The sequence below is a fragment of the Eisenbergiella massiliensis genome, assembly GCF_003435485.1.
The window spans coordinates 30,610-55,681 of record NZ_QVLV01000021.1; the positions used below are offsets into that span (position 1 = coordinate 30,610).

General features: G+C 49.9%; 21 protein-coding genes and 1 riboswitch. Of the genes, 18 read left to right on the top strand and 3 right to left on the bottom strand.

All coding sequences use genetic code 11. The annotated features are described in order from the left end of the window. Positions 1-6: 6 nt before the first annotated feature. Positions 7-798 (bottom strand): TIM barrel protein, encoded by a 792-nt coding sequence (locus DXC51_RS22490; RefSeq protein WP_117530611.1) that lies wholly within the window; start codon positions 796-798, stop codon positions 7-9. A 251-nt stretch (positions 799-1,049) separates the two neighbouring features. Here DXC51_RS22490 and DXC51_RS22495 point away from each other — a divergent pair, with 251 nt between their 5' ends. Further along, complete coding sequence (locus DXC51_RS22495; RefSeq protein ID WP_117545499.1) at positions 1,050-1,760, top strand: 3'-5' exonuclease; 711 nt, start codon at positions 1,050-1,052, stop codon at positions 1,758-1,760. A gap of 37 nt (positions 1,761-1,797) precedes the next feature. Here the strand turns inward: DXC51_RS22495 and DXC51_RS22500 are convergent, their stop codons facing one another. After that, positions 1,798-2,628 carry an ornithine carbamoyltransferase gene (locus DXC51_RS22500; protein ID WP_117545481.1) on the bottom strand — a complete coding sequence of 277 codons (831 nt, stop codon included), beginning with the start codon at positions 2,626-2,628 and terminating at the stop codon, positions 1,798-1,800. A gap of 500 nt (positions 2,629-3,128) precedes the next feature. On the opposite strand from DXC51_RS22500, the gene DXC51_RS22505 reads away from it, so the two are divergent. From DXC51_RS22505 to DXC51_RS22525, 5 genes are all read left to right on the top strand, one after another. Continuing rightward, positions 3,129-3,476 carry a hypothetical protein gene (locus DXC51_RS22505; protein ID WP_117545482.1) on the top strand — a complete coding sequence of 116 codons (348 nt, stop codon included), beginning with the start codon at positions 3,129-3,131 and terminating at the stop codon, positions 3,474-3,476. Between the two features lie 91 nt (positions 3,477-3,567). Then, complete coding sequence (locus DXC51_RS22510) at positions 3,568-5,238, top strand: DUF5597 domain-containing protein (protein WP_117545483.1); 1,671 nt, start codon at positions 3,568-3,570, stop codon at positions 5,236-5,238. A gap of 213 nt (positions 5,239-5,451) precedes the next feature. Next, entirely contained in the window at positions 5,452-6,105 is a 654-nt protein-coding gene (locus DXC51_RS22515) for a GrpB family protein (protein WP_117545484.1), read from the top strand. 259 nt (positions 6,106-6,364) lie between these two features. Then, positions 6,365-6,727: a BlaI/MecI/CopY family transcriptional regulator gene (locus tag DXC51_RS22520; RefSeq protein WP_025490799.1), complete on the top strand. Its 363-nt coding sequence runs from the start codon at positions 6,365-6,367 to the stop codon at positions 6,725-6,727. Between the two features lie 12 nt (positions 6,728-6,739). After that, positions 6,740-9,160: a M56 family metallopeptidase gene (locus DXC51_RS22525; protein ID WP_117545485.1), complete on the top strand. Its 2,421-nt coding sequence runs from the start codon at positions 6,740-6,742 to the stop codon at positions 9,158-9,160. 277 nt (positions 9,161-9,437) lie between these two features. On the opposite strand, the gene DXC51_RS22530 is transcribed toward DXC51_RS22525, so the two are convergent. Continuing rightward, entirely contained in the window at positions 9,438-10,373 is a 936-nt protein-coding gene (locus tag DXC51_RS22530) for a helix-turn-helix domain-containing protein (protein WP_117545486.1), read from the bottom strand. A 236-nt stretch (positions 10,374-10,609) separates the two neighbouring features. On the opposite strand from DXC51_RS22530, the gene pdxR reads away from it, so the two are divergent. The 12 genes from pdxR to DXC51_RS22590 all read left to right on the top strand — a co-directional run bounded on the left by pdxR (position 10,610) and on the right by DXC51_RS22590 (position 25,034). Beyond that, a complete protein-coding gene (pdxR, locus tag DXC51_RS22535) occupies positions 10,610-12,121 on the top strand; it encodes a MocR-like pyridoxine biosynthesis transcription factor PdxR (RefSeq protein ID WP_102289748.1) in 1,512 nt (503 codons plus the stop codon). 68 nt (positions 12,122-12,189) lie between these two features. Continuing rightward, on the top strand, positions 12,190-13,383 hold the full coding sequence (locus tag DXC51_RS22540) for an aminotransferase-like domain-containing protein (RefSeq protein ID WP_117545487.1): 1,194 nt from the start codon (positions 12,190-12,192) through the stop codon (positions 13,381-13,383). 18 nt (positions 13,384-13,401) lie between these two features. Continuing rightward, the gene (locus tag DXC51_RS22545) at positions 13,402-14,358 is read left to right on the top strand and encodes a phosphotransferase family protein (protein ID WP_117545488.1); all 957 of its coding nucleotides are present in this window, start codon (positions 13,402-13,404) and stop codon (positions 14,356-14,358) included. A gap of 49 nt (positions 14,359-14,407) precedes the next feature. Further along, positions 14,408-14,604, top strand: a riboswitch (cobalamin riboswitch). A gap of 180 nt (positions 14,605-14,784) precedes the next feature. Further along, entirely contained in the window at positions 14,785-15,546 is a 762-nt protein-coding gene (gene cbiQ, locus DXC51_RS22550) for a cobalt ECF transporter T component CbiQ (protein WP_117545489.1), read from the top strand. Positions 15,547-15,554: 8 nt separating this feature from the next. Continuing rightward, on the top strand, positions 15,555-16,412 hold the full coding sequence (locus DXC51_RS22555; protein ID WP_117545490.1) for an energy-coupling factor ABC transporter ATP-binding protein: 858 nt from the start codon (positions 15,555-15,557) through the stop codon (positions 16,410-16,412). Then, positions 16,409-17,158, top strand: coding sequence for an energy-coupling factor ABC transporter permease (locus DXC51_RS22560; protein ID WP_117545491.1), 750 nt, complete (start codon positions 16,409-16,411; stop codon positions 17,156-17,158). Before DXC51_RS22555 ends, DXC51_RS22560 begins: the two co-directional genes overlap by 4 nt. 148 nt (positions 17,159-17,306) lie before the next feature. Then, positions 17,307-17,612, top strand: coding sequence for an energy-coupling factor ABC transporter substrate-binding protein (locus DXC51_RS22565; RefSeq protein ID WP_117545500.1), 306 nt, complete (start codon positions 17,307-17,309; stop codon positions 17,610-17,612). A gap of 338 nt (positions 17,613-17,950) precedes the next feature. Next, positions 17,951-18,904 (top strand): ABC transporter permease, encoded by a 954-nt coding sequence (locus DXC51_RS22570; RefSeq protein ID WP_021640030.1) that lies wholly within the window; start codon positions 17,951-17,953, stop codon positions 18,902-18,904. Positions 18,905-18,916: 12 nt separating this feature from the next. Continuing rightward, positions 18,917-19,846, top strand: coding sequence for a carbohydrate ABC transporter permease (locus tag DXC51_RS22575; RefSeq protein WP_243003256.1), 930 nt, complete (start codon positions 18,917-18,919; stop codon positions 19,844-19,846). A 91-nt stretch (positions 19,847-19,937) separates the two neighbouring features. Further along, positions 19,938-21,572, top strand: coding sequence for a DUF3502 domain-containing protein (locus DXC51_RS22580; RefSeq protein ID WP_181970172.1), 1,635 nt, complete (start codon positions 19,938-19,940; stop codon positions 21,570-21,572). Between the two features lie 130 nt (positions 21,573-21,702). Further along, complete coding sequence (locus DXC51_RS22585) at positions 21,703-23,526, top strand: sensor histidine kinase (RefSeq protein WP_021640027.1); 1,824 nt, start codon at positions 21,703-21,705, stop codon at positions 23,524-23,526. Continuing rightward, complete coding sequence (locus DXC51_RS22590; RefSeq protein WP_117545493.1) at positions 23,523-25,034, top strand: response regulator; 1,512 nt, start codon at positions 23,523-23,525, stop codon at positions 25,032-25,034. The genes DXC51_RS22585 and DXC51_RS22590 overlap by 4 nt, the downstream gene beginning before the upstream one ends. The last annotated feature ends 38 nt before the right edge of the window (positions 25,035-25,072 follow it).

A 25,072-nucleotide genomic window follows, 5' to 3' on the forward strand; every position in this document is an offset into this window, starting at 1 on the left:
GCTTTTTTAAGCATCCATAAGATGCGCTTTCATCCATCCCACCGACCTTTCCATCCCCTCTACGGTTTTCGTTTCCAGAACCAGGCGGGCACGGCATTGGAGGGCAAGATGCAGATACTTCTGCAGGGCGATTTCTCCGGTGCCAAGGGGAAGGTGATTTTTTCCCGCCGTGGCGTCGTGGAAATGAAAATGGTGCAGCCTGTCTCTGCGGCTGATTATTATCGGCTCATCCTTATGATTGATGCAGTAATCATGTCCAATATCAAAGGTCAGCGCGAATACGGTGCTTTCCAGCAGCAGATCCAGCGCCAGAAGCTGAAAATCCGTGTAGCCGCTGCTGTTTTCAATGCAGATTTTAAGGTTGGACGCTCCGATATTATTCTCGCAGGTTTCCCGGAAAAGCCGGATGCTCTGTAAATATTGCTCCCTGTATTGCTCGTACAGAAATATTTTCCTGTCGGGAAGCGTAAAATACACGCCTTCGGACAGATGCATATTAAGCACTGGGATATTCAGCCTGCGTGCAATACGGATTGTTTCCAATACCGTGCGGGTATAGGCCTGAGCGACAAACGGGTTGAAATCGCTGACATTCAGGTTTTCGTCCAAATGTATGGTAAAATAAATACCGTATCTCTTCGCGGCTGCTTCCAGTCTGTCAGTATCTAAGCTGACGGTCTGGTATTGGGGGAGATTCATATTCAGCTCCACAAACTGCAGCCCAAGCTTAGAACATAGTGCGGCACAGTCTTCAATTTCGGGTAACTCGATGAGCGTTGGCATGCCTATATCAATCATAATTCCACCTTGCCGGACAAAAGCTGCTTTCCTGTTTTCTTTTCATTGTATCAAAAAGCAGGGAAAAATACAGCAGCTATGGTGAAAGCTCTTTTTGAGAAAAAATAAACCGTACCAGAACCGCTTGAGGTAGAATAATTAACAAAAATATTTTATAATGAATGCGGATGGAAATTTTCGAAGATAAAGCTTATCCGGCCTGTGGCCGCAGCGGCTGCGGTGACGAAAAGGAAAGGAATACGGCAGAGGACATGTTAAAATCATATATTGCTTTTGACCTGGAAACCACAGGTCTGAGCCCGGAGACCAATGAAATTATTGAAATCGGCGCGCTGAAAGTGCAGGATGGGAAGGTTCAGGAACGATTTATGGAATTCATAATGCCGAGCGAGCCTATTTCCGCAAGAATCACGGAGATTACCGGAATTACCAATGAGATGGTGGCCGATGCCCGCAGACGGGAGGAGGTGATTCCTGCGTTTCTGGATTTCTGTGGGAATGAAGTGCTGGTGGGGCATAATATAATTTTTGATTACAGCTTTATGAAAAACCAGGCGGAGCTTTTGGGGCTGTCTTTTGAGAAGCAGGGGATTGATACCCTGAAAATTGCCCGGCGCGTCCATAAAAATATGGAATCGAAAAGCCTGGAGGCCCTGTGCGCCCATTATGAGATAGACAATAAGGCGGCACACCGGGCATATCATGATGCTTTGGCAACGGCAAAGCTGTATCAGACGCTTGCCCATTATTTTGAAGAAAGAGAACCTCAGGTTTTTAAACCGTCGCCCCTGAACTGCAGCGGGAAGGGGAGGACGGAGTTCCCCGCCAGCCCGAAGCAGGTGGCATTCCTGGCGAGGCTGGCGGCACAGAAAAAGATAAAAATCAACTGGAATCCGGAAACGCTGACGAAAAGCGAGGCTTCCCGGCTGATAGAGCTTATTTTGTCGGGAGGGCAGCCGTAATCCGGAAAGTACAGGCTGTTTTGGCGCGGGGAGAGGATTACCTTGTGAGGCAGTAAATGAGGATGGCCTGCTGTACCTCAAGCAGGTGTTTCTTAAATTCATAGCCCACGAAGTATTCGGAGTCCAGGGCGTCGGCGGAGACTTCCCTACCCCGGGAAAAGGGAGGACAGGGATTGAGCAGGGCGCCTTTGTTGGCCATTTCCATAACTGCCCTGGTTACCTGGCAGTTTTTGAAGTCCGCGGGAGCATCCGGGGGCAGGGAATCCGTACATATGATGTCTTTTCCCCGGATGGCGTCCGTAATAGTATCAAAGGCTGTAATGTGCTCCATTTCCCAGCCCTTTGGACAGCACTGCGATAAATCAAAGCCCATGACAAGTGAGGCTTCCTTCCATGCCAGGCCGATGTTGCCGTTTTCACCGCAGAACAGGTAGCTGTCTTTTAGGAAATCCTTTCTCCGTTTGGAAAGGGCATACATATCTGCGATAATCTCGCAGGGATGGTTGCTGTCGGTCATGGCGTTGATCACGGGGATATCGGAATGCTGCGCCAGTTTTTCAAGGAGGCGGATATCCTTGTGCCGGACGATAAGGGCGTCGGCCCAAAGACTGAGATAGCCGCATACATCCTGCAGCGCCTCTTTTTTATCCAGGGCTTCAGGCGGGAACAGGATGGGCTGGCCGCCCAGCAGGGAGATGCCTTTTTCAAAGGTAACTCTTGTGCGGATGCTTGTTTCGGGAAAAAACATGACAATACTTTTTCCCTTCAGGATATCTGCATGTTTTCCCTGCCGGATTTCATCTGCGATGTGAAAGATATCCATAATATCCGTTGCTGTGTGGTTGGTAAGTCTTATCATGTGCTTCATGGCGGATTCCTCCTGTGATTGTGAGTTTAGTGGGCGGCGATATCATTGATAAAAGGGCGAATGTTGCTAAGTGGCGGTATCGGAGCAGAATGCCGGGCTTAAGACCGGCTGTTTTGGAGGTTGGTAGTTGCTCCGTGTATTCAGCGGCCTGTCCCCACGGCCGATAATATTTGTACTATAAAAGATGTATCAGGCCTTGTCAAGGCGCGTGTCATTGATACATGGTATTCGCTTATCATTATGCGTGTAAACTGTCTCATCCCTTGTGCTGCATTGTATTGTTCCTGCCAGTGTGTTACTCTTAGTTAGAAGTAGCTAACGTTATAGCCGGGAAAAGAGATTCACAGGCTGCTGTCAGGAGAAAGGGGCGTATCCGGCATGAAAATTATGTTTATCGGTGCAGGGGTTATCGGCAGTTATCTGTACCATGTATTATGTAAAAATAGTCGTGAGGTAACGGTGTTGGCACGCGGCGCAGGGAGGAGGGCGGGGGAATCTGCGTGCGTTTCGGTATCGCACATTTATCCTGCGGTTTTTTGCCCAGTATGCCGGATGAAGGGACGAAAGCTGTGTTTTCCAGCATTTTTACGGGAAAATATCAGCCGGTTTATGTTTCAGATATGGATGGCTGGTATAAAAGCCACCTGGCGTTTATCCTGCCGATATGCTATGTCTGCTATGCGCTGGACTGTGATCTGACGAAAATCAGGGGGCAACAGCTGAAGCTGGTGATGGATGCCGCGGGGGAGGGCTATGCAATGCTGGCGGCGCTTGGGTGTCCTGTTTTGCCGGAGGGGAGTGAAAAAGCCTTTGCGCCGGGATGGGAGGAACTGCGGAGAGCACTGTAATAATGGGAAGTGGAGTTTGGTTAAGATGATTTAAAGAGATTGTACGAAGATTGGGGGCCGTTGAAAGAGCGGCAGAAAAAGGAGGGGCAATATGAGACATTCATGTTTTACGGTTTCGGGGAAACCATTTTTTTCATTGGGAGGACAGGTACATAATTCTTCTTCCTATCCGATTGGAGGGATCGGGGAAGGAAAAGCAGGGGAGGATGCGGAAAGGTCGTTCCAAAGTGTCAGGGCAATCGGGGGAAATACGATAGCGGTCCCTGTCTGCTGGGATGCGTTTGAGCCGGAGGAGGGCGTATATAATACCGGCTATGTCCATGCGATTATTGATGCTGTCCGCAGCCATGGACTGCATGGAATCCTGTTATGGTTCGGCACCTGGAAAAACGGGCAGATGGAATACACGCCGGCCTGGGTGAAGAAGGATCGGGAACGTTTTCCGAGGGTGCGGTGTAAGGACGGCACGGAAACCACGGTGCTTTCCCCTCACAGCAGGAATAACCTGGAAAAAGATGCGGAAGCTTTCTGTGAGCTGATGAAGATTCTGAAAGATTATGATGAAAAAAGAGAAACCATTATAGCGGTTCAGGTGGAAAATGAACCGGGTATTTTTGCAGCGACCAGGAGGGATTTCAGTGAGCAGGGGACGGCTGCTTTTTCCAGGGAGGTGCCGGAGGATATCAGGCTGCTGGCGCAGTCGCAGGATGCGGGCTCCATACATGAAAGCTGGCTGAAAAACGGCGGTGTCAGCACGGGAAGCTGGAAGGAAATGTTTGGCGCCTTCGGCGCAGAGCTTTGTACGGCATGGGCGATTGCTTCCTATATCGATGAAATCGCGGCCAGAGGGAAAGCGGTCAGGGATATTTTCATGTATACCAATGTGTGGATGGACAGGAACAGTATGCACGGCTGGAATCTGGCCGGGCTGGAATATCCCTGCGGAGGGGCGGTTTCCAAATGTCTGCCGCTGTGGCAGTGTGTATGCGGCCATCTGGATGCCCTGTGCCCGGATATTTACGAGATGAACCCGGACACGGTACGCAAAGCCTATGACATTTATGACGGGAAGGAAAAAGGCTGGCCGCTTTATGTGCCGGAATCGGGGCTGACAAGCGTGAACGCTGCGTGTATGTTCAGCGCGGTGGGTGAGCACAAGGCCGTTGGATATCATGTGTTCGGCATAGAAAGCTGTCTGGATGAGAGTGGGGAGCTGAAGCCTTCCGCTGTCCCGATCATGCATTCCTTTGCCATGCTGAAGGCGGCATCGGAGCTGTTGTATGATGGCAGGGTGCGGCAGACTGCTGTTTTCTGCCAGAGCCTGGGGCAGGACTCACAGTACATGGAAATCGCGGGCCGCAGATGCCGGGTTTCCTTTGCGGGTGTGGGAACGGATTATGCCGGCTGGGTGCCGCTTGATTACCATCATAACCGGGATTTGGAGGGGCTGAACCGTCTTCCGGCCAGCCTGGCTGAGGAGACGGCAAGAGGAATGCTGTTTTGTATGGCGGAGAATGAATTTTATCTGGTGGGGCATAAGGTAAGACTGTTTTTTACCGGTGCGGAGCCGGAGGACGGATCGATACCGGTTAACTGGCTGAACGGACAGCATCTGGCTCACAATATGGAGTTCCTTTGCCTGGAGGAAGGGCATTTTGAGGAGGGCCGTTTTGTGGTGGACAGAGTGAGGTCAGGGGATGAGGCGAGACATGGGATCTGGGCGCAGTATGACTGCGGAGTGGTGCATTTTATTTTGAATTAGAATTGTGCGGGATTATGACAATATGCAATTGAGGTTCTGCAGAATGCGTGATGATATAAAATTTTTCCCTTTATCATTCTTGGGAAAATGACGGAATGATAATTTCCTTCGGAAATAACCGAAAACCGAAGTGGAAACTCCGGAACGGTTATGTTATGATTTAACCATCAAATCAACAGCGCGAATTTTTATAACAGACAAGGAGTGTCAGCTATGGCTAAGAAAGTATCCGAACTATCGGCGGACGAATTTAAGAAAACGTTCCCAATCATTTTAAAGGAGTACAATACAAGTTATAAGGACTGGTATGAAAGCGAGAAGAAAATTATTTTAGATGCTGTAAATGCCGAGGATGTTGTGCGGATGAACCATATTGGGAGCAGCGCTGTCGAAGGTGTCATAGCGAAACCTACAATAGATATGCTGCTTGAGATTGATGGCTGCTGTAACGTAACCAGGCTGGTTGATGCTTTAAAGGCGATTGGATATGGGGAGGCAATTTTTATCCGGTGGGATGATCCGATGAAATTACTGCTTGGGAAAGGCTATTCCATTGATGGTTATGAAGAAAAGGTTTTCCATCTCCATGTGAGATACCTGGGGAACTGGGATGAGTTATATTTTAGGGATTACCTGATTGCGCATCCTGATGTGGCGGCGGAATATGGGAAGCTGAAGGAAAATATACTGAGCGATATTGAAAGTGGGAAAATACGGCGCATTGTAGACGGAAGGCCCAACGGCTATTCGGAAGCGAAACTGAAGTTTGTTGAAAAGTATTCGAAGGCCGCAAAAGAGGAATTCCGGAATTGCTACAGCCCCAGGGAAATCCTTTCACCTTCCGCTGACAGTACAGGAACGTATTGATTTTGGCAGTATGAGTAAACGCATTGAAACCTTTGCAGATTTCGGTGAAAAGGCTTTGGATGGGAACAATGAATATGTAACAGGGCAAGGGGGATATCCTAAACGATATCCTCTTTGTTGTTATAAAATGAATTATTAAAGGCCGGCAGTTTCTTCAGGTAAATACTTCAGAAACTGATTGACAAAACAGGTCGGTGGTTATAGACTAAAGAAAAGAAGGTCTATAACCACCGACTTATTATATCAGGGAGGATTTTTTATGGAGTATCTGAAGTTATGTGACAGTGATTATCGTTTTATGCTGATTGTATGGGAGCATGCGCCGGTGAATTCAGGAGAACTGGTAAAACTGTGCGCAGGTCAGCTGGGATGGAAAAAATCAACCACTTATACGGCAATAAAAAAGCTTTGTGATAAGGGCTATATTACCAATGAAAATGCGGTGGTTTCCGTTGTGATCCCAAGGGAGCGGGTACAGAAGGAGGAAACGGAATATTTTGTGGAGCGTACCTTTGGAGGCTCCCTGCCCCAGTTTGTGGCCGCTTTCCTTGGGGGGAAAACGCTTTCGGAAAAAGAAGCGGAAAGCATTAAGGCATTAATCGATGCACATAAAGAGGAATAGGAGGGATTGTTTATGGCAAGCGGATTGTTTTCACAGCTGATCTCCATGGGAATGACGGCATCCTGGGTGATCCTTGTGGTACTGGCCGTCCGGCTGTTGTTTCAAAGGCTGCGGCTTCCGAAGAAATACTCCTATTATCTGTGGGCGGTTCCGGCGCTCCGGCTGATATGCCCGGTTTCGGTTTCTTCCGCATTCAGCCTGTTTAATGTTGATTTTATCGGGCGGAAGGCTGCGGGGATTGCAGCGGCGGTGGAATGGCTTACCGCGGGAGGAAGTGCTGCGGGGGTTGTAAAGAGAGCCGGTGCTGACCTGGCTTCCAGGGCGCAGGGAATGGTACAGGGGGCAGGAGCTGCGGCAAACGCATTAAACGTAGGGGGAACTGTGGCTGCGGGTACAGCCGGTGTGGATATAGCCGGCGCGGCAGGAAATGCCGCCGGAAATATACCGGCCGGTGCGGCTGAAGGTATGATACAGAAGGTTCTGGACGGCATCACAGGAGGAAGTGTGAGCGCGGCAGATTTGCTGCGTATAGCGTCGTGGGGTTGGCTGGCCGGGCTGGCAACGATTCTTTTATACAGCCTGTTTTGCTGGCTGCGGCTCAGAAGGACGGTACATATGGCGGTCCGCCTTCAGGACAATGTTTATGAATGCGGCAATATCAGTTCACCCTTTGTCCTGGGGCTGTTTCGGCCAAGGATTTACCTTCCTTTCCGCCTGAGTGAACGGGAACGGGAGTATATTATCCGCCATGAAGAGTTTCATATCAGAAGAAAAGATGTTTACGTCAAGGCACTGGCATTCTTCCTGGCCGCCGTATACTGGTTCCATCCGTTTGTGTGGCTTGCTTTTTTCTGCATGGGGCGGGATATGGAGATGAGCTGTGATGAGCACGTTCTGGTGGAGATGGGAAGCGGAATCAAAAAGGAATACAGCCTTTCGCTGCTTTCCTTTGCATCCAACAGACGGCTGCATCCCGCCGGTCCCCTTTCTTTTGGGGAAAAGGATGCAAAAAGCCGCGTAAAAAATATCCTTGGTTTCCGTAAGCCAGGCGTATGGGCTGCCGTGGGGGGAACGCTTATGATTCTTGTTATCGCCGCCGTATGCCTGACCAATGGGACGGGCGGCGCGGATGGGGCGGGGACAGACAGAGCAGAAATAAACGGCACAGAAATAAACAGCGCAGGAATAAACGGAACGGAGGAAACGGCCGGAACCCCTGAAACGGCCGGAACTGTGAACCGTACTGAGGATGGTCAGCCAGAGTCTTCCATGTCACAGGAGGGGAGCCGGGAAGATACGGTACTGCCCGATATTCATGAGGTGATGGGCAGGGTATTTGAAAATTGCTGGAAGAGCCGGAGGATGCTTTCCTTTGGTGATGTGGTTCCGGAGGACGGGGATTATATGGTACGGCTGGCCGCAACAGAGGACGGGCTTTATGAGGCATACGGCTGTGTCAGCCCGGAATACGGTTATCGGGGCATTTACATGAATTTCCGTCTGGATGGAATGGACAACATTAATGAAGTGGATGCGGAGTGGGTGAATTTGTATGACGGCCCGAAGCTTTCTGCCGGGGATTATGACGGAGATGGAAGGGACGAGGCGGCGCTTGCTTTTTTGGTAGGAAGCGGAACGGGGCTGTATCTGGAAAAGCTCCTGGTATTTGAAACTTATGATACCGCGCATATGGATCCTTATGAGTTGAGTGGTGAAAAGCTGGAGGAGGAAATCGGCAGGCTGCTGGATTATCGTGTGGATACGGCAAAAAAGACCGTGGACATTACGGAGCGGGAAACCGGAAGGGTTATCTTTGGCGGATTATCATATAAGCTGGAGGATAATGAAGATGCAGGATTTGGGGGAGTCAGCTACGGCAGCCATATAAGATATGCGTTAGGAGATCAGATTTATCTCTATGCCGGTGTTGGTATTATGAACAGTGCTTTTCCCGAACCGGGTTATGCGGGAAAGGATGTGGCATTCCGGGTCATTTACGAGGACCCGGAAACTGCGGGGAAGGACTGCTTCAGGCTTGCAGATCCTGCGGAAGGCGTTTATGGTGTGAATACGGAAGCAAATGGGGAAGAAGCAGCTGGATTTGATGTGCGGGAGGTTCTGGTGCCGGTGGAAGAGGTGGCCGATATCCGGGTGACAAACGGAAATACCGGCACGGTTTTTATGGTGGGCACTCAGGAAGAGAAGGAGCAGATTCTGGAAGCCTACGCGGCGCTGGACATACGGCCTGAGGAAGAACTGCAGCAAAGAATCGGATATTCTTACCGGATACAGCTGCTGGATGCGAATGGAAATGTGCTGCAGAACGTGACGCCCTATAAGGATGCGGTTACGCTGGACGGGGAGATTTATGACGGAAGCATGAACCAGACCACAACGGCGCTGCTGCTGGCAGTATCGGCGGCACGGGAATGATGAATATAAAATTCCGGACGGCCGGGCTGTGCCCAAAAGTACGGGGAGGCCAGACCGGAGTGAAATGCTGCTGCACCTTGCTGCCGGGCCGCGCGAAGGGCTGCGGCATCCCGCAGCTTAACCCTCACACTCAGCCCTGTACTGTGCAGGAGTCATCCTCATATGCTTTTTAAAGGCGCTGCAGGCTGCTGTTTACAGGTATATAGATTCGGATGAATTCCTGCCGGAGCAGGAGATTGCGCCTGAGGTGATAAGGGAACTGGTAAAATAGGAAAAGTCAGGAAGGGGCTGCGTTGTAAATGCGCAGCCCTTCCTGTTCCACCACGAATTTCCGCCTTGTCGGGTTATTTTTACCGGCGTCAAAGCCCGCGGGAAGAATTTCCGGAGGGATAATCGGTTCATAATCAATATCGGAGAAATAGTTGCAGAAAGCGATTTCCACATACATAATGCGGCGGGCCTTTTCATCGGTCAGCGCATACAGGATGCCTGAGGAATCTCCTGAAGCGGATAAAACAGGGTAGTAGAAGCCCTCGGCCCCGTATACCAGATACCGTGTCTGATCCAGAGGCATGCCGCATTTTGTGGAAATTCGGTCCCGTTCCTTCTCATAGGCGTCTTCGTCATAGGTGATATCCAGATAGATGACGTAATTGGGATCCCAGGGATTATAATATTCATAATAGAAATCATTTACATGGGCGCCCTCCGGGATCGACCGGGGGAAAATCCATTCCACCTTTCCAGGTGGTGCAAAGGGATTATGGCGGGCGTCGGGAACTGCCATATAGGTTTCATAATCTTCAATCCGTTCCGCCTTGTCTTTTTCCACAAAAAGATCGGTAACTAAAAAAAAGCATATGGCCATGAAGGCCAGCAGCTCAAACAGGAACATGCCAGCAAATGCCAGAATAATGTCACGGCGCTGTTTCTTCTGCCTTGCCTTTACAAGCTGTACCGCCTCTTTTAAAGAGGTTTCCGCCTTTTCTTCTTCGGATTCGTTTACAGAGCTGTCTATAAAAAGCTCTGTCATTTTCATACCCAGAGCGTCGGCCAGCGGCTCCAGGTTGCTCATATCAGGAAAGCAGAGTCCGCGTTCCCATTTGGAAACGGCCTTGTCCGTAACATGAACTTGGGAGGCCAGTTCCTTCTGTGTCATTCCTTTTGCCATACGGGCATTTTTAATTTTGTTTCCCATGTCTTTCGGTTCCATTGTACCCTCCTTTGTCTGCTCCCTCATTATACGAAAGGAGGCTTAAAAATGCTACCGACTAAAAGTAGAATGGCGGAAAAGCTGTAATATCGGGTAATCTTAGAGAATCATAGAAAAAATCTCCTTTAAAATTGGCTGTATAAAAATAAACCAAATTGGATGTTGAATCAATAAAATCATACGTATAAAATAAAATTGGATCCAACCAATAAAAATAAAGGCAGATGAGAATATCTATGAAGCTTCAGATAGACAAATCAAAAAAATTACCGCTTTACCAGCAGATCGTGGAACAGATCCGGGCGCAGATCACCTCCGGGGAAATTCCGGAGGGCTACCAGTTCCCATCCGAACGCCAGCTGGCGGAGGCGCTGGGCGTAAACCGCACCACGGTGCTGAACGCCTATAAGGAGCTGAAAGCGGACGGACTGATGGCGTCCCATGTGGGACGGGGGACGATTGCCGTCCGGGCGTGCGGTGAGGAACCGGTGAAAGCAGTTTATCCCGGAGAACCCATCTGGGATCACCTGTTCAGTGATTATCTGAAAAACAGTGACGGCTTCGATGTGAATAAATACCTGGAAATAGCCAACAGAAAGGATGTGATTTCCTTTGCGGCGGGTATTGCCTCCTTTGAGAATCCGCCCATACAGGCCTTTGAGGGCATCGGGGAGGAGCTGCTTGAAAGGCAGAGCAGCATGCTTGTTTCACCGGTGGCAGGCTTTTCCTCCTTCCGCAGGGTGATGAGCTCTTACATGCAGAAGCGTTCCTGCTTCTGCCAGCCTTCGGAAATCATGATAGTTTCCGGGGCGCAGCAGGGTATCGATCTGGTGGCGAGGGCCTTTATCAACCCGGGGGATATCGTGTTTATTGAAGAACCCTCCTTTTTTCCGGCGATCCAGGCCTTCCGCTCCCTGGGGGCGAGGCTGATGGCGATACCCATGGAAGAGGACGGGATGAATGTGGATGTGCTGGAGCAGCTGCTGACCAGGTACCGGCCAAAGCTGATTTACACGATGCCGGCCTACCATAATCCCTGCGGCGTTTCCATGAGCACCTCCAAGCGCATCCGCTTCCTGGAGCTGATAAATAAATACGGGGTGCCGGTGCTGGAGGATGATCCTTACAGTGAGCTGTGCTATGAGGGACAGACAATGACCCCGCTAAAATCCATGGATAAGAGCGGTTATGTCATATACCTGAGCACCTTTTCCAAGACCGTTTATCCAGGGCTGCGGCTGGGCTGGATCTGGGCGAATAAAAAGCTGATTTACAGGCTGTCCAATATCCGCCAGCTGATGGATCTGCATTCCAGCTGCATTTCCCAGCTGATCGTGGAACGCTTTATTGCCAGCGGGGAAATGGAAAAATATCTCTCCCTGATCCGCCGGGAATACAGGGACGGAAGGGATATTATGATGGATGCGCTTAAAACCTATGCGCCGCCGGGCCTCACCTGGAATCACCCGGACGGGGGCTATTACCTGTGGTGCAGGCTGCCGGAGGGGCTGCCTGCGGATCTGCTCGCCACCCAGGCGGCGCAAAACGGCGTTGCCGTCCTTCCGGGAACGCCCTTCTATCTGCCGGGACAGAAGGGGGAAAATTATATCCGGCTGAACTACACCTTCCCTCCCAGGAACAGAATTGCGGAGGGGATCAGGGTTTTATGCGAGGTTATCAGGAAGCTGACGGTATCGGAAAAAGAGGACGGAGCATTTTCAGACGGTGAAATCAGTCCTATTTTATAAGAAAAACCACTGCGGGGGCAGTGATATAAAAAAGTGCCGTTTTCGGAAAACGGCAGGAGGAGATTGTTATGGAATACAGATATGCAGGAAGATTATCCAATATCAGGGCTTCTGAAATCAGGGAGCTGCTGAAGCTGACGGAAAGGCCGGAGGTCATATCCTTTGCCGGAGGCCTGCCTGCCTCGGAGCTGTTTCCCATTCAGGAAATCAAGGAGGTCAACGATTATGTGCTGGACTGCTGCGGAGAGCAGGCCCTTCAGTATACGACCACAGAAGGCTTCCAGCCGCTGCGCAGATGGATTGCGGAACGGATGAACTCCCGGCTGGGAACGTCTTTTGACGAGGACAATATAATGATTACCCATGGGTCACAGCAGGCGCTGGATCTTACCGGAAAGGTTTTTCTGGAGGAAGGGGATGTGGTTTTGTGCGAAAGCCCCACGTATCTGGCGGCCATCAGCGCTTTCCGGGCTTACGGCTGCAGATTTGCCGAGGTGGAAACGGATGAAGATGGGATGGTAATCTCCCGGCTGGAAAAGGCCCTGGAGGAGAATCCGGGGGCGAAGCTGATATACATTGTCCCGGATTTCCAGAATCCTACGGGACGGACCTGGAGCCTGGCAAGAAGGCGTCAGCTTGCCGAGCTTTCGGCAAAATATAACGTTGTGGTCATTGAAGACAATCCTTATGGGGAGCTACGGTATGAAGGAGATTTCCTGCCCTCTGTAAAATCTTTTGACAAAGAGGGGAATGTGCTGTGTACAGGAACCTTTTCCAAAATTTTCTGCCCCGGCTATCGGATTGGCTGGATCGCAGGGGAAAAAGAGGTGATCCGCAAATATGTGCTGGTGAAGCAGGGCGTGGATCTGCAGTGTAATACAGTGGCGCAGATGGTTATTTCTTCTTTCCTGGAAAAGTATGATATTGATGAGCATATTGATAAAATACGGGAGGTATACCACAGAAGGCGTGACGCGGCAGTGGATTCAATTGAGCGTTTTTTCCCGGACAATATCAAATACACGAATCCGGAGGGCGGCCTTTTCCTCTGGGTGGAGCTGGATGGAAAAGTGAATACGACCAAGCTTCTTGAAAAATGCCTGGAGCAGGATGTGGCCTTTGTTCCGGGAGATTCCTTTTATCCCAACAGCGGAAAAAGCAATACAATGCGGATTAATTTTTCCAATACGCAGGAGGAGAAAATTGTGGAGGGGATCAGGCGGATTGGGAATGCCATTCGTGCCTTGTATGGGATTGACTGAAACGGCAGGGGGGATGGAATGATGGATGCAGGATGGGCGGAAAAGGAGCAGGAAGATACAGGTGCGAAAATATGCCGGGAACTGATGGAAAAGCTGGATATAAAAAGCTATGAAACAGTTGCGGAAGGTCTGTCGGGTGACAGGAAATTTCATGTGGAGACTTCAGACGGCGGGCACTTTTTGCTGCGGTTGTCGGATGAAGCGGAGTACGAACAGAAGAAAGCGGCGTTTGATAGAATGCGGAAAGCCGACAGCATTGGCATTCCCATGTGCAGGCCCGTTGCTTTCGGAAGCTGTGATGACGGGAGATGCGTTTATCAGCTTTTGACCTGGTGTGAGGGAAGGAATGGGGAAAAGCTTTTGCCGTTTCTGCCTGAAATGAAGCAATATAATATCGGCATAAAAGCCGGGGAGATACTGCGGACTATCCACACGATACCTGCGCCGGAACTGGAACCCTGGCAGAAAAGGTATTTTAGTGAAAACGACTGCCGGATAAAGGCTTCTTCGGATTGCGGGATCCGGATTGACGGCAGCGATATTTTGCTTGCCTTTGTGGAGAATAACAGGCATTTGCTTAACGGCAGGCCGCAGTGCCTCCAGCATGGGGATTACCATATTGGCAATCTGATGATATCTGATGCGGGTGAGGTGTCTGTAATCGACTGGGAGCTGCTTGATTTTGATAATTATGCAGATCCCTGGAAGGAGTTTGGCAGCATAGGCCTTACCGATGTGCATCCACATTTTGTTACGGGACTGATCCGGGGATATTTTGGAGGGGAACCTCCGTTGCAATTTTGGAAGCTGCTTGCCTATTATCTGGCTGTGGGCGCGGTTATTATGGTGCCCTGGGCATATTATTTGCAGAAGGATGAGCTTCCGTATGCTGTGAAGCACGTGAAGGATGTTTTGCGGTGGTTTGATAATTTCAGGAGGGATGTGCCGGAGTGGTTTTGCCCGGAGCGGCTTTAATCTTAAATTGTCATTGCTAAATTTTATAAGGAATGATATACTGATGGAAATTTGAAGTAAAAAGGTGCCTGATGCGGTTTTTGCCGCAGTTCAGGATAATAGGGAACCGGGTGGGAATCCCGGACGATCCCGTCGCTGTATACGCGGAGCATTTTTTCAGCCGGAAGGCGGTCACTGTGAAAATGGGAAGACGAAAAAATGTGAGGATGCGCAAGTCAGAAGACCTGCCTTTTTATTTGTGTTTATAGGGACTGCGATGGACAGGAACTTATAAAATAAGCCCTTTTGAGGGCCTTATTTTTGTTGCCTGTTTGTACGCACAGTCCGATTGTGTACAAGCAGGTTTTTTTATGCTCAAAAGAGGCTGTGATTCAGGCGGCACATGCATTTGCGCGGGCCGGGTCGCGGACATACAGGGAATATAGGATGAAAATAGATTATTATGCATATCGTTCAGGAATGCGCAGCTGGAATGCAGGGCTGAAAATGTTTCTTGCGGTCATGACGCTTTGCCTGGTAATAGCCTTCGATAAGCCGGCGGTTTCCATTTACGTGATACTCACCATGGGAGCGCTTACGCTGGTGAAAGGGAAAATACCATGGAAGGCCTACATACATTTTATGACGGTGCCTCTTGCCTTTATGGTTTTCAGCGGAGCGGCGATTGCCGTGGAATTTGGCCGTGCGCCTTTGGGGGACTGGAATCTTCCGGCCCATTTTTTCTGGATATGCCTTTATCAGGAAAACCTGGTTCTGGCAGGCAGGGTGTTCCTGAAGGCAATGGCCGGAATGAGCGCTTTATATATGATGTCCCTTGCCACGCCGGTCAGCGAACTGGTTCTGGTGCTTCAGAGGCTTCACCTCCCGCGCCTGCTGGTTGAACTGATGAACCTGATATACAGATATATTTTTATCCTGATAGATGTCTCGGAGCAAATGCAGATCGCAGCGAAAGCGCGGCTGGGCTACCATTCTTTCCGCCAGTCCTGCAAAAGCTTTGCCCAGATAGCGGGGAACCTGTTTCTTGTATCGTTAAAAAAAGCGAATGCTTATTACGATGCCCTGCTGTCAAGAGGATATGACGGGAAGCTGGAATTTTTATCGGAAGAAAATCCGCCCGCGGGAGGACAGCTTGTTTTTACCGGGTTTTACCTGATTGTCCTTTTGGCTGTCGCGGTTATTGTGTAGGAGAGCATATGGAAAATGAAGTATTGCTGCAGGTAAAGGGACTGTCTTTTACCTACGGGGAGGAACCGGTTTTAAAAGATGTGAATCTCATAATCAGGCGTGGTGAGAAAATTGCGGTGATGGGTTCGAACGGAGCGGGAAAATCCACCTTTTTCCTGAATCTGAACGGGGTATTGAAGCCTGATTCCGGGGAAATCCTTCTTGGCGGAAGCAAAATAGGGAAAAAAGAGCTGAACCTACTGCACAAAAAGGTAGGCTTTGTCTTCCAGGATGCGGACAGCCAGATTATCGCGGCGAATGTACGGGCGGAAATTTCCTTCGGGCCCATGAATCTGGGCCTGAAACGCAGTGAGGTAATACACAGGGTGGATGCTGCAGTTTCCTATCTCGGCCTGGAAGATCTGCAGCAGCGTGCGCCGCATTATCTGAGCGGAGGGGAAAAGAAACAGGTCAGCATTGCCGATATTCTGGCGATGGAGCCTGAGCTGCTCATATTTGACGAACCGATGGCTGCGCTGGATCCAATGAATGCGCAGAGGGTGGAGGATATCCTGAATAAGCTTCATGAGGATGGAAAAACTCTGCTGATTGCAACACATGATGTGGATTTCGCCTGGCGTTTTGCAGACAGGATTCTTGTTTTTTGCGACGGAATGCTGATTGGTGACGGAACGCCGGCTGAAATATTTGCCCAAAAGGAAATGATGGAAAGGGCCCATTTAAAAAAGCCGTCCATCATGGAGGTCTGGGACGCACTGCTTCAAAATGAACTGGTGGCGGATCGAAAGGGATATCCGTCCACCCCGCAGCAGGCGGCGGAATGGATCGCTGCCTGTAAAAATGAGAGAGGAGATTCAAAAGAATGACAGAGAAACAAAAGAAAATCCTGAAGCTGAGTATTGCATTTTCTGTTGCCTTTGCGGTTTACCCAACGGTCAATGCCATGCATATTATGGAGGGCTACCTTCCGGTCGGCTTCTGCATCGCCTGGGGCGTTGTCTGCCTGCCGTTCCTGGTAAAAGGGTTTTTTACCATACGCAGGCTGTTTCAGGAAAACAGAAAGGCAATTACTATGCTGGCTATGGCGGGCGCTTACATATTTGTCCTGTCCGCACTTAAAATCCCTTCCGTCACAGGAAGCTGTTCCCATATGACGGGGACCGGCCTGGGCGCAATCCTTTTCGGCCCCAGCACCGTCAGCATACTGGGCATTATTGTTTTGCTGTTCCAGGCGGTTCTGCTTGCGCATGGGGGACTGACAACGCTGGGAGCCAATACCTTTTCCATGGCGATTGCAGGGCCGTTCGTTACCTATGGAATTTATCTGCTGTGCAAAAAATGTAAGGTGAACAGGATGGCCGGGATTTTCCTCGCCGCTTTCTTCGGGGATCTTTTTACCTATTGTGTAACAAGCGTACAGCTTGCGCTGGCATATCCCAGCACGCAGGGAGGCGTATTTGCATCCGCCCTGGAATTCCTCGGCGTGTTTGCACCGACCCAGCTGCCGCTGGCCGTTGTTGAAGGCCTGCTGACCGTACTGATTATGATGGCGCTGGAAAACTATGCGAAGCCGGAGTTAAAGGCAATCGGTTTTATGAAGGCCGGTAAATGATAGAACAGAGGCAGCTGTGAAGGCAGAGATTGCTTTGATGCCGCGGGCTTTCCCTGCGGTATACTGGAGGCAAAGGTTTGAAAGTTCCTTCAAACTACTTATTAATGCAGTATCGCAGGCCTGCCTGCGGTATGAAAGGGGTAAATCCATGAAAAAAGAAGCGAAAACAGCAATAATACTGATAGTCCTGGTGATACTGATTGTGGTGGTGCCGCTGTTTGCCAGGAAAGGAGCGGAATTTGGCGGCTCCGACGACGCGGGGAGCCAGAAGATAGAGGAGATTGCCGGGGAATATGAGCCCTGGTTCACGCCTGTCTTTGAAACCGCCCTGAACGGGGAAATCCCGGGCGAGGTTGAAAGTCTTTTATTCTGCGTCCAGACCGGGATCGGAGTGGGGATAATTGCATTCCTGATGGGACGGATGGTGGAGCGGAAAAAGTGGTGTAAGGAATAAGGCGGAACAGGACTCCAGGCAAGAAAAGAAAGCAGATAATTAATAAAGTAAAATTTAATAAGTATATGCAAAAAAGACAATCATATAAGGTTGTCTTTTTTTGTTGAAGTTTTCCATTCTACAACTCTGGGATGGAAAGTGTATCAATTACCCACAAAGCCTGGTCTGAAGATCGTTTGACGCATGCCCGGGCCATGCCGGTTATTCAAAAATTACCCTTTTTAATCAAAAAGTCATATTTTTTCCGCTGCCCGGATCCGCTATCCTGAATATAAGCAAGAAAGCAAAGCGGTTTCAAAAAGCAGCAGGTGTGTATTTACGCACGGATCGGAGAGTTTATGAAAAAGAATAATATGCAGGCGGCAGTAAAAAAGAAAAGGCCCTTTGATGATTTCCGCCGTCATAAAACCTACTATTTTATGCTGATTCCCATGGTGGTTTTCTTCCTGCTTTTCTGTTACCTTCCCATGCCCGGCCTTTATTATGCATTTGTGGATTATGACTTCATGCAGGGGCTGAGAAGCCCGTTCTGCGGATTCCGGAATTTTGAATTCCTTTTTTCAGGAGGCATGGATTCCATCATCTGGAAGCTGACGAAAAACACGATACTGTATAACCTGGCCTTTATTTTAATCGGCAACCTGGCGCAGATAACGGTGGCCGTGCTGCTGAAGGAGATACACAGAAAATATTTTGTAAAGGTTTCCCAGACATTGATGTTTATGCCCTATTTCGTGTCCATGGTTACCATAGGGGTTATCGTCTATAACATTTTCAGCTACAAATACGGCATAGCGAATAATATCATTACAGCCCTTGGCTTTGAAAAATTTGATTTTTACCAGAATCCACAGGTGTGGCCGGCCATAATCGTGGCGGTGCAGGTGTGGAAGGGGCTGGGCTATGGCAGCGTGGTCTATATGGCGGCCATTCTTGGAATTGACGAAAGCATCTATGAGGCGGCCTATGTGGACGGTGCGTCCAACTGGAAAAGAATCCGCTATATCACCCTTCCGCTGCTGAAGCCTACGGCGATCATGCTGATTATGCTGGCTCTGGGAGGGATTATCAAAGGCTCCTTTGAGCTGTTTTACCAGATTGTGGGGAACAACGGCCTGCTGCTGGATAAAACGGATATTATAGATACCTATGTTTACCGTTCCCTGGCAGTGGATTTCAACATGGGGCGGGGGGCGGCCGCGGGGTTGTACCAGTCAGTATTCGGATTTGTGCTGGTCATGGTGGTTAACCGGATTGTGAATAAGGTGAGTCCGGAAAATGCGTTGTTTTAGGGGGAGACTTAAATGAAAAAGAAAAGAAAAATGATGGACGGCCGGGTACAGGCCGATGTACATATCCGGCACGGCTGGAAGGCGGCAGTTTTCAATGGCCTGAGCATGCTTTTTATTTCCCTGCTGGCCGCGGCCTGCGTGATTCCGTTTATTTTCATATTGGCAGGCTCCTTCAGCAGCGAATCTGCGATTGCGGTCAACGGTTATTCCCTGCTGCCGCAGGAATTTACCCTGGACGCCTACCGGTCGGTTTTTCATATGGGGAATTCCATTCCCCAGGCGTACCTTGTGACTATTTTCATTACCCTGGCCGGAACTGCAATCGGGCTGCTGACGACCTCTGTAAGCGGGTATGTGCTATCCCGGCCGGACTTTAAGCACAGAAATAAATTTGCATTTTTTATTTATTTCACCACCCTGTTTTCAGCGGGAATGATTCCCTCCTATCTTGTGAATGTGAATATCCTGCATTTAAACAACAATATCTGGGTATTGATCCTGCCGGCGGTCATGAATCCGTTCAATATCTTCCTGTTTCGCAATTTCGTGAAAAGCATTCCCCATGATTTGGTGGAATCTGCGCGGATTGACGGCGCCGGTGATTTTAAAATCTATTATAAGGTTATTATGCCGCTGGCAAAGCCTGCGGTGGCTACCATCGGCCTGTTTCTGGCCCTTGGCTACTGGAATGAGTGGTTCCGCTGCAATCTGTATATCAAAAATACGGATTTGTATACCCTGCAGTATTTTCTGCAGTCCATGATGGCGAACCTGTCCGCCATGATGAGTGAGAAAGGGCTGGTGGACAGCGTTGTTTCCCTGCCTGGTGAGACGATGAAGCTGGCGACGGCAATTATAGCCACTGGGCCGGTGCTGCTGTTTTATCCGTTTGTACAGCGGTATTTTGTAGGAGGGCTTACCATTGGCGGCGTTAAGGGCTGATGCTGAGGCAGGAATACGTATAGCTATTTTTTCAAGTGGTATGCAGACAGGCCGAATGGGCCTGATGTATAATAAAAAAGGAGGTTCGGGTATGAAGAGAAGAATGATTACGGTGAAAAATGTATGGAAAAAAGCGGTAGCCTTGGGGACGGCGGCAGTTCTGGCGGCGTCACTGGCAGGCTGCGGTACGGCAGATACGTCAGGCGGTGCAGGAACGGCAGGCGGTGAAAGCGCTGCAGATGCTGGCAGTACGGAACAGACAGTGCAGCAGGAACAGTCCGCGGAGGAATCCGGTGAAGCTGTTACCTTAAAAGCATTTACCATGGGAAATGAGCCGGCGTCCGGCATGGATACATTTTATGAGCAGCTGGATGCCCTTACAGTAAAGGATCTGGGAATTAAGGTACGGTTTGATTTTATCCCCTGGGGTGATGAAAAGAATAAAATCAATTTGAACATCGCTTCCGGCGAATACGATTTGTATGTGGGCGGCAATTTTTCAGATTATAAGGTGATGGCGACTAAAAATGCATTCCTCGATCTGAAGCCCCTGCTCAGTGAAGTGCCTGATCTGGTGGCCCATTATTCCGTGGTTTCCGATAGGACGCTGGAAAGCTGTGAAATCGGAGGGAAGCTGTACGGGATTCCGCAGTTTGGAAAAGCAACGGACAGCGTAGCTGCGAATGAAGGCTTCATGTACCGGGAGGATCTCCGCAAGAGCTGGGGGCTTCCGGAAATCAACAGCCTGGAAACGATGGAACAGTACATGTATAAAGCAAAGGATGAATATCCGGAAAGCTCGGTGGTAATGGACAGCCGCATCTGGTCCTGTGTATGGAATATTCTGGCCGCAGGCAAATATCTGGAGCTTGACAGTTATATGAATACTCCTTATACGGTGGTTTCCATTGACGATCCCTATACGGTGTTAGACAGGACACAAACACCGGAATACAAAACCATGCTGGAATATATGGAAAAATGGTACAAAGACGGAATCATCGATCACGATATTCTGGCTTCGAGCGCAAATGAAGGCAATAAAATTTCTGAACTGGTAAAGGCGGACAAAAAGGTGACTACCACCAATTCCCCGGCATGGTCACTGACGGCGACCGTGAACGAAATCAGCAAAACAAATCCGGAATGGGAAATGGGCTGGTATGATTATGGTTTCGGGAAAGCTCCCGTATACCTTCCTTCCGTATCCAATTCCACATGTATTTCCATAAACCCCAAATGCAAGGAGCCGGTAAAGGCCCTGCAGTTTATAGAAAAAGCCCATACGGATCAGGACTATTATGATTTGCTCAGGTGGGGAGTGGAAGGTGAAAACTATAGCAGGGAAGAAGGAAAAATTACCACGGCAGGAATCGATGCGGCAAATATAAAACCCTCCTGGACCGGGCTGGTTGACGGCTATATGGAGGAAGAGGTTCCCAGCCAAAACGCTTACTGGCAGGAGCAGATGGACGCAACCCGGGTTACCCCGGAGGAATTCAGCCCTCTGGATGGATTTATCTTCGATGCTTCCTCACTTTCTTCGGAAACAGCGGCTTTGGAATCTGTAAAGGCACAGTATATGACACCTCTGCTCTGCGGTGTAACACAGGACAGAAACGGGGATTATGAAAACGTGCTTGCACAGCTGGATAAGGCCGGCATCCAGAAATATATAGAGGAAATGCAGCGGCAGCTTACTGCATTCAAGGAAAAGAAATCGTAACTGGGAAGATACCGTACAGTTACAGCAAAACGGCAAACTAAAGACAGGCACCGCCTTCCTGCGGTCCGGCAGACGGATCGCGGGAAGGCTTTTGGCGTAATTAAAACACGCGTCGGGAGGGCACAGAATCATGAAGGATATTTCATTTCGGAATAGACTGTCCGGCTGGAAATGGAGTGGAAGCATTCCACGTAAGCATTTCTTTCCGGGAAAATTCAGCGATCTTTCGCTTACCATAAAAATGTTCCTGCTGTTTTCCTGTGCCTGTCTGGCAGCCATGGGGGCGGCCTTTGCGGTATCCTACCGGCAGCTTTACGCATCCACGGAAATCAATCAGGAATTTCTGGCCAGACAGCGTTTTGAGCAGACCCGTTCCATGCTGGAGGAGCGTCTGGAGCGGGTGGAAAGCATCACAAGAATGGCTATCGGCAATGAAAACCTGAATTATTATCTGAAGAACCTCATGGAAAGCAAAGGCTTCAGCCAGCAGTATGTACAGCTGCAGTCGGCCTGGGACTGGATTGAAAACATATATTACGGCACGGATTATGATTCCTGCCTTTTTTATCTGGACGGCGATTATCCCTTTGCCGACAGCATTTCCGGCTATGTGAGGGACTGGGACAGTGAACGCGGCCAGGAAATCCATGCGCTCATGGAAAAGAACGGCTACCGGCCGGTATGGCTTACCGGGGAAATGGAGAAGAACGGGGAAAACGGGCAGTACCTGATATTCATCCGCCCCGTGACCAATCTGGAGGATTTCAGCAAGAACCTGGGAAGCATGCATGTATATATCCATGCGGATAAGCTGAAGGAAAGCTTTTTGAATACCCCACAGAAAGAAGTGTATTATATCAAGTCCGCCCAGGGGGAGCTGATGACCGTCAGCGACAGAGCCCTGTATGAAAAAATAGCACCCTCTGATGAACTGGAAAATGCCTGCCTTAAGGAGGGCGGAAAGGTCCGGGCGGACGGCAGGGAATATTATGCCAGAAGGGATGAAATCGGGGACAGCGGGCTTATTCTTTTTGCGGTAATGCCTTCAGATACGGTGGAGGGGATTTTCTGGGAAACCGGGATGTGGACGGTCATATTCTTTGCCGCTGTCTGCGCAGCGCTTCTGGCGGCGGTGTGGCTGATCGCCCGTTCGGTCTGCGCCAGAATCCTGCAGCTGTCCACGACGGTTGCAAAGGTAAGGGAAGGAAAACTGGAAACTCTGGATGAAAAAGAGGGACAGGACGAGGTGGGCCAGCTGATTGGCAATTACAATTATATGATCCGCCGTATCCGCATGCTTTTAGAGGAGCAATACCGTCTGGGCCAGGAAAAGAAGGGGGCCGAGCTGATGGCGCTGCAGTCCCAGATCAACCCGCATTTTCTGTACAACACCCTGGATATGATCAACTGGATGGCCTCCCGGAATGAGATGGATAATATCAGGGAAACCGTGCTTTCCCTGGCCCGGTATTACAAGCTGATACTGAATAAGGGGCAGGATATCATCACCATCGGGCTGGAAATCGAGCTTTGTGAAGCCTACATTGCCATCCAGCAGAAGCGCTTCCGGGGCAAAATCCTGTTTGAGATCGATGTGGACGACCAGATACGCAGGTTCCTGATCCCCAAAATTACGCTGCAGCCCCTGATAGAAAATGCCATTGTCCATGGAATCATGGAAAAAAGCAGCGGCCGGGGAACTATCCTGATCAGCGGCTGGGAAGAGGACGATGAAATCTTCCTGTCCGTAACCGATGACGGCGTGGGCATGGCGACAGGGCAGGAGAACGAGCGGAAGCATAAGGGAAGCAAGTACGGCATCAGCAATATTGAGACACGGCTGACCCTGTTTTATAATATGGACAAATGCATTACCTATGAAAGCACGCAGGGCGTGGGAACCTGCGTCAGCATAAGAATCGGGAAAAAGACGGGAGAGGGGGAAACACAGTGAGATTACTGATTGCGGATGATGAGGATTATGCAAGAGAAGGGCTGATTGAATCTATTCCCTGGGAAAAATACGGGATTGACGAGATTATGCAGGCGAAGGACGGCCGGGAAGCGCTGACGATATCGGGCTGGTTCCGCCCGGACATCGTGCTGACCGATATCCGTATGCCGAAGCTTAACGGTCTGGAATTTGCGGAACGGCTGATACGCCAGTGCCCTGACAGCAAGCTTTTGTTCATGAGCGGTTACATGGAAATCGAATACCTGAAAAAGGCGATTTCCCTGGATGCGGTGGAATTCGTGGAAAAGCCGATTGAACTGGATAAGGTGGAGCAGGCGGTGAAGAAGGCCGTAACGTTTGTCCGGGAAAAAGAGCTCTTTGAGAAAAAAGAGGGCCAGTGGCAGAAGCTGGAACGCCAGCGGCTTTTAAACATGCTGAAGCTGAAAACCAAGGACAAAGCGCTGATCGAAAAGCTCTGCTGCGAGGTCGGTTTCCCGGAAAAAGCAGGCTATCTGACCGCAGTACTCTGGAACAAAAATGAGGAGAATGCCGGAGAACTGGAGCCTTTAGCGGCCGAATTCTGGAAGGATACGGGAATAGATTATCTGCTGACCATGCTGGATCGGGGAAAATATCTGTTCCTCGGCGCTTTCGGCGCTTTTCAGCAAAGCCGAATCAGGGAAAAATGCCGTGAGATGGCCGGACTGAAGGAAGGCCTGTGTTTGGGCATAGGCTTTGAAACCGACAATCTGATGGCTGTGGCGGCAAGCTCAGAAATTGCGCTTCTGAATGCAGAGCAGTCCTTTTTTAAAAGTGAAAGGCGGATATTTGAAATTGAAGACGGCATTCCTGAGATGAAAAAGCTCAATCCGGGACTCTATGCGGAGTTTGACAGAATCCTCAAGGAAGACGCCGGAGAGGTAACCGCCTGGCTGCATGAGCTGGCGGAGAAAATATGCGGGGAGGGCTTCTACCGGCAGGAGGACATTGTCATGCTGATGAGCGCCTTTGCCAGACTTCTGATACAGGAGAAGAACGCGCTGCTTTTGTCGGTGGAGGGTATTGATACGGAGGAGGATGCGGAACAGAAAATCCGGGAGGCCTCTTCAATGGCGGAAGTGATGGAGCTGTTTGACAGGCTCCTGGAGGCCTTTGGCATCCACAGGGAGCAGGAAACACAGTACTCCCGGCTGGTGCGTGATACCATTACCTATATAGAGCAGCACTGCCGGGAAGCGGAGCTGTCTGTCACGGATATCGCTGCGGATATGCATTTTTCGGCGGCACATCTGAATGTGCTGTTTAGAAAGGAAACCGGCGTTACCGTAAAGCAGTATATCAGTGACTACCGTCTGAACCTTTCTAAAAAGCTTCTCTGCAATCCCCATATCAAGGTTTCGGAGATCGCGGAGCGCTGCGGCTATTCCAATGCCAATTACTTTTCCAAGGTATTCAGGGCTTCGGAAAATATGACGCCGGTGGAATACAGGAAGGAGAATTGTAAGTAGAGAGCGGATTGCCCTGGTAATCCGAAATGAAAGAGGAG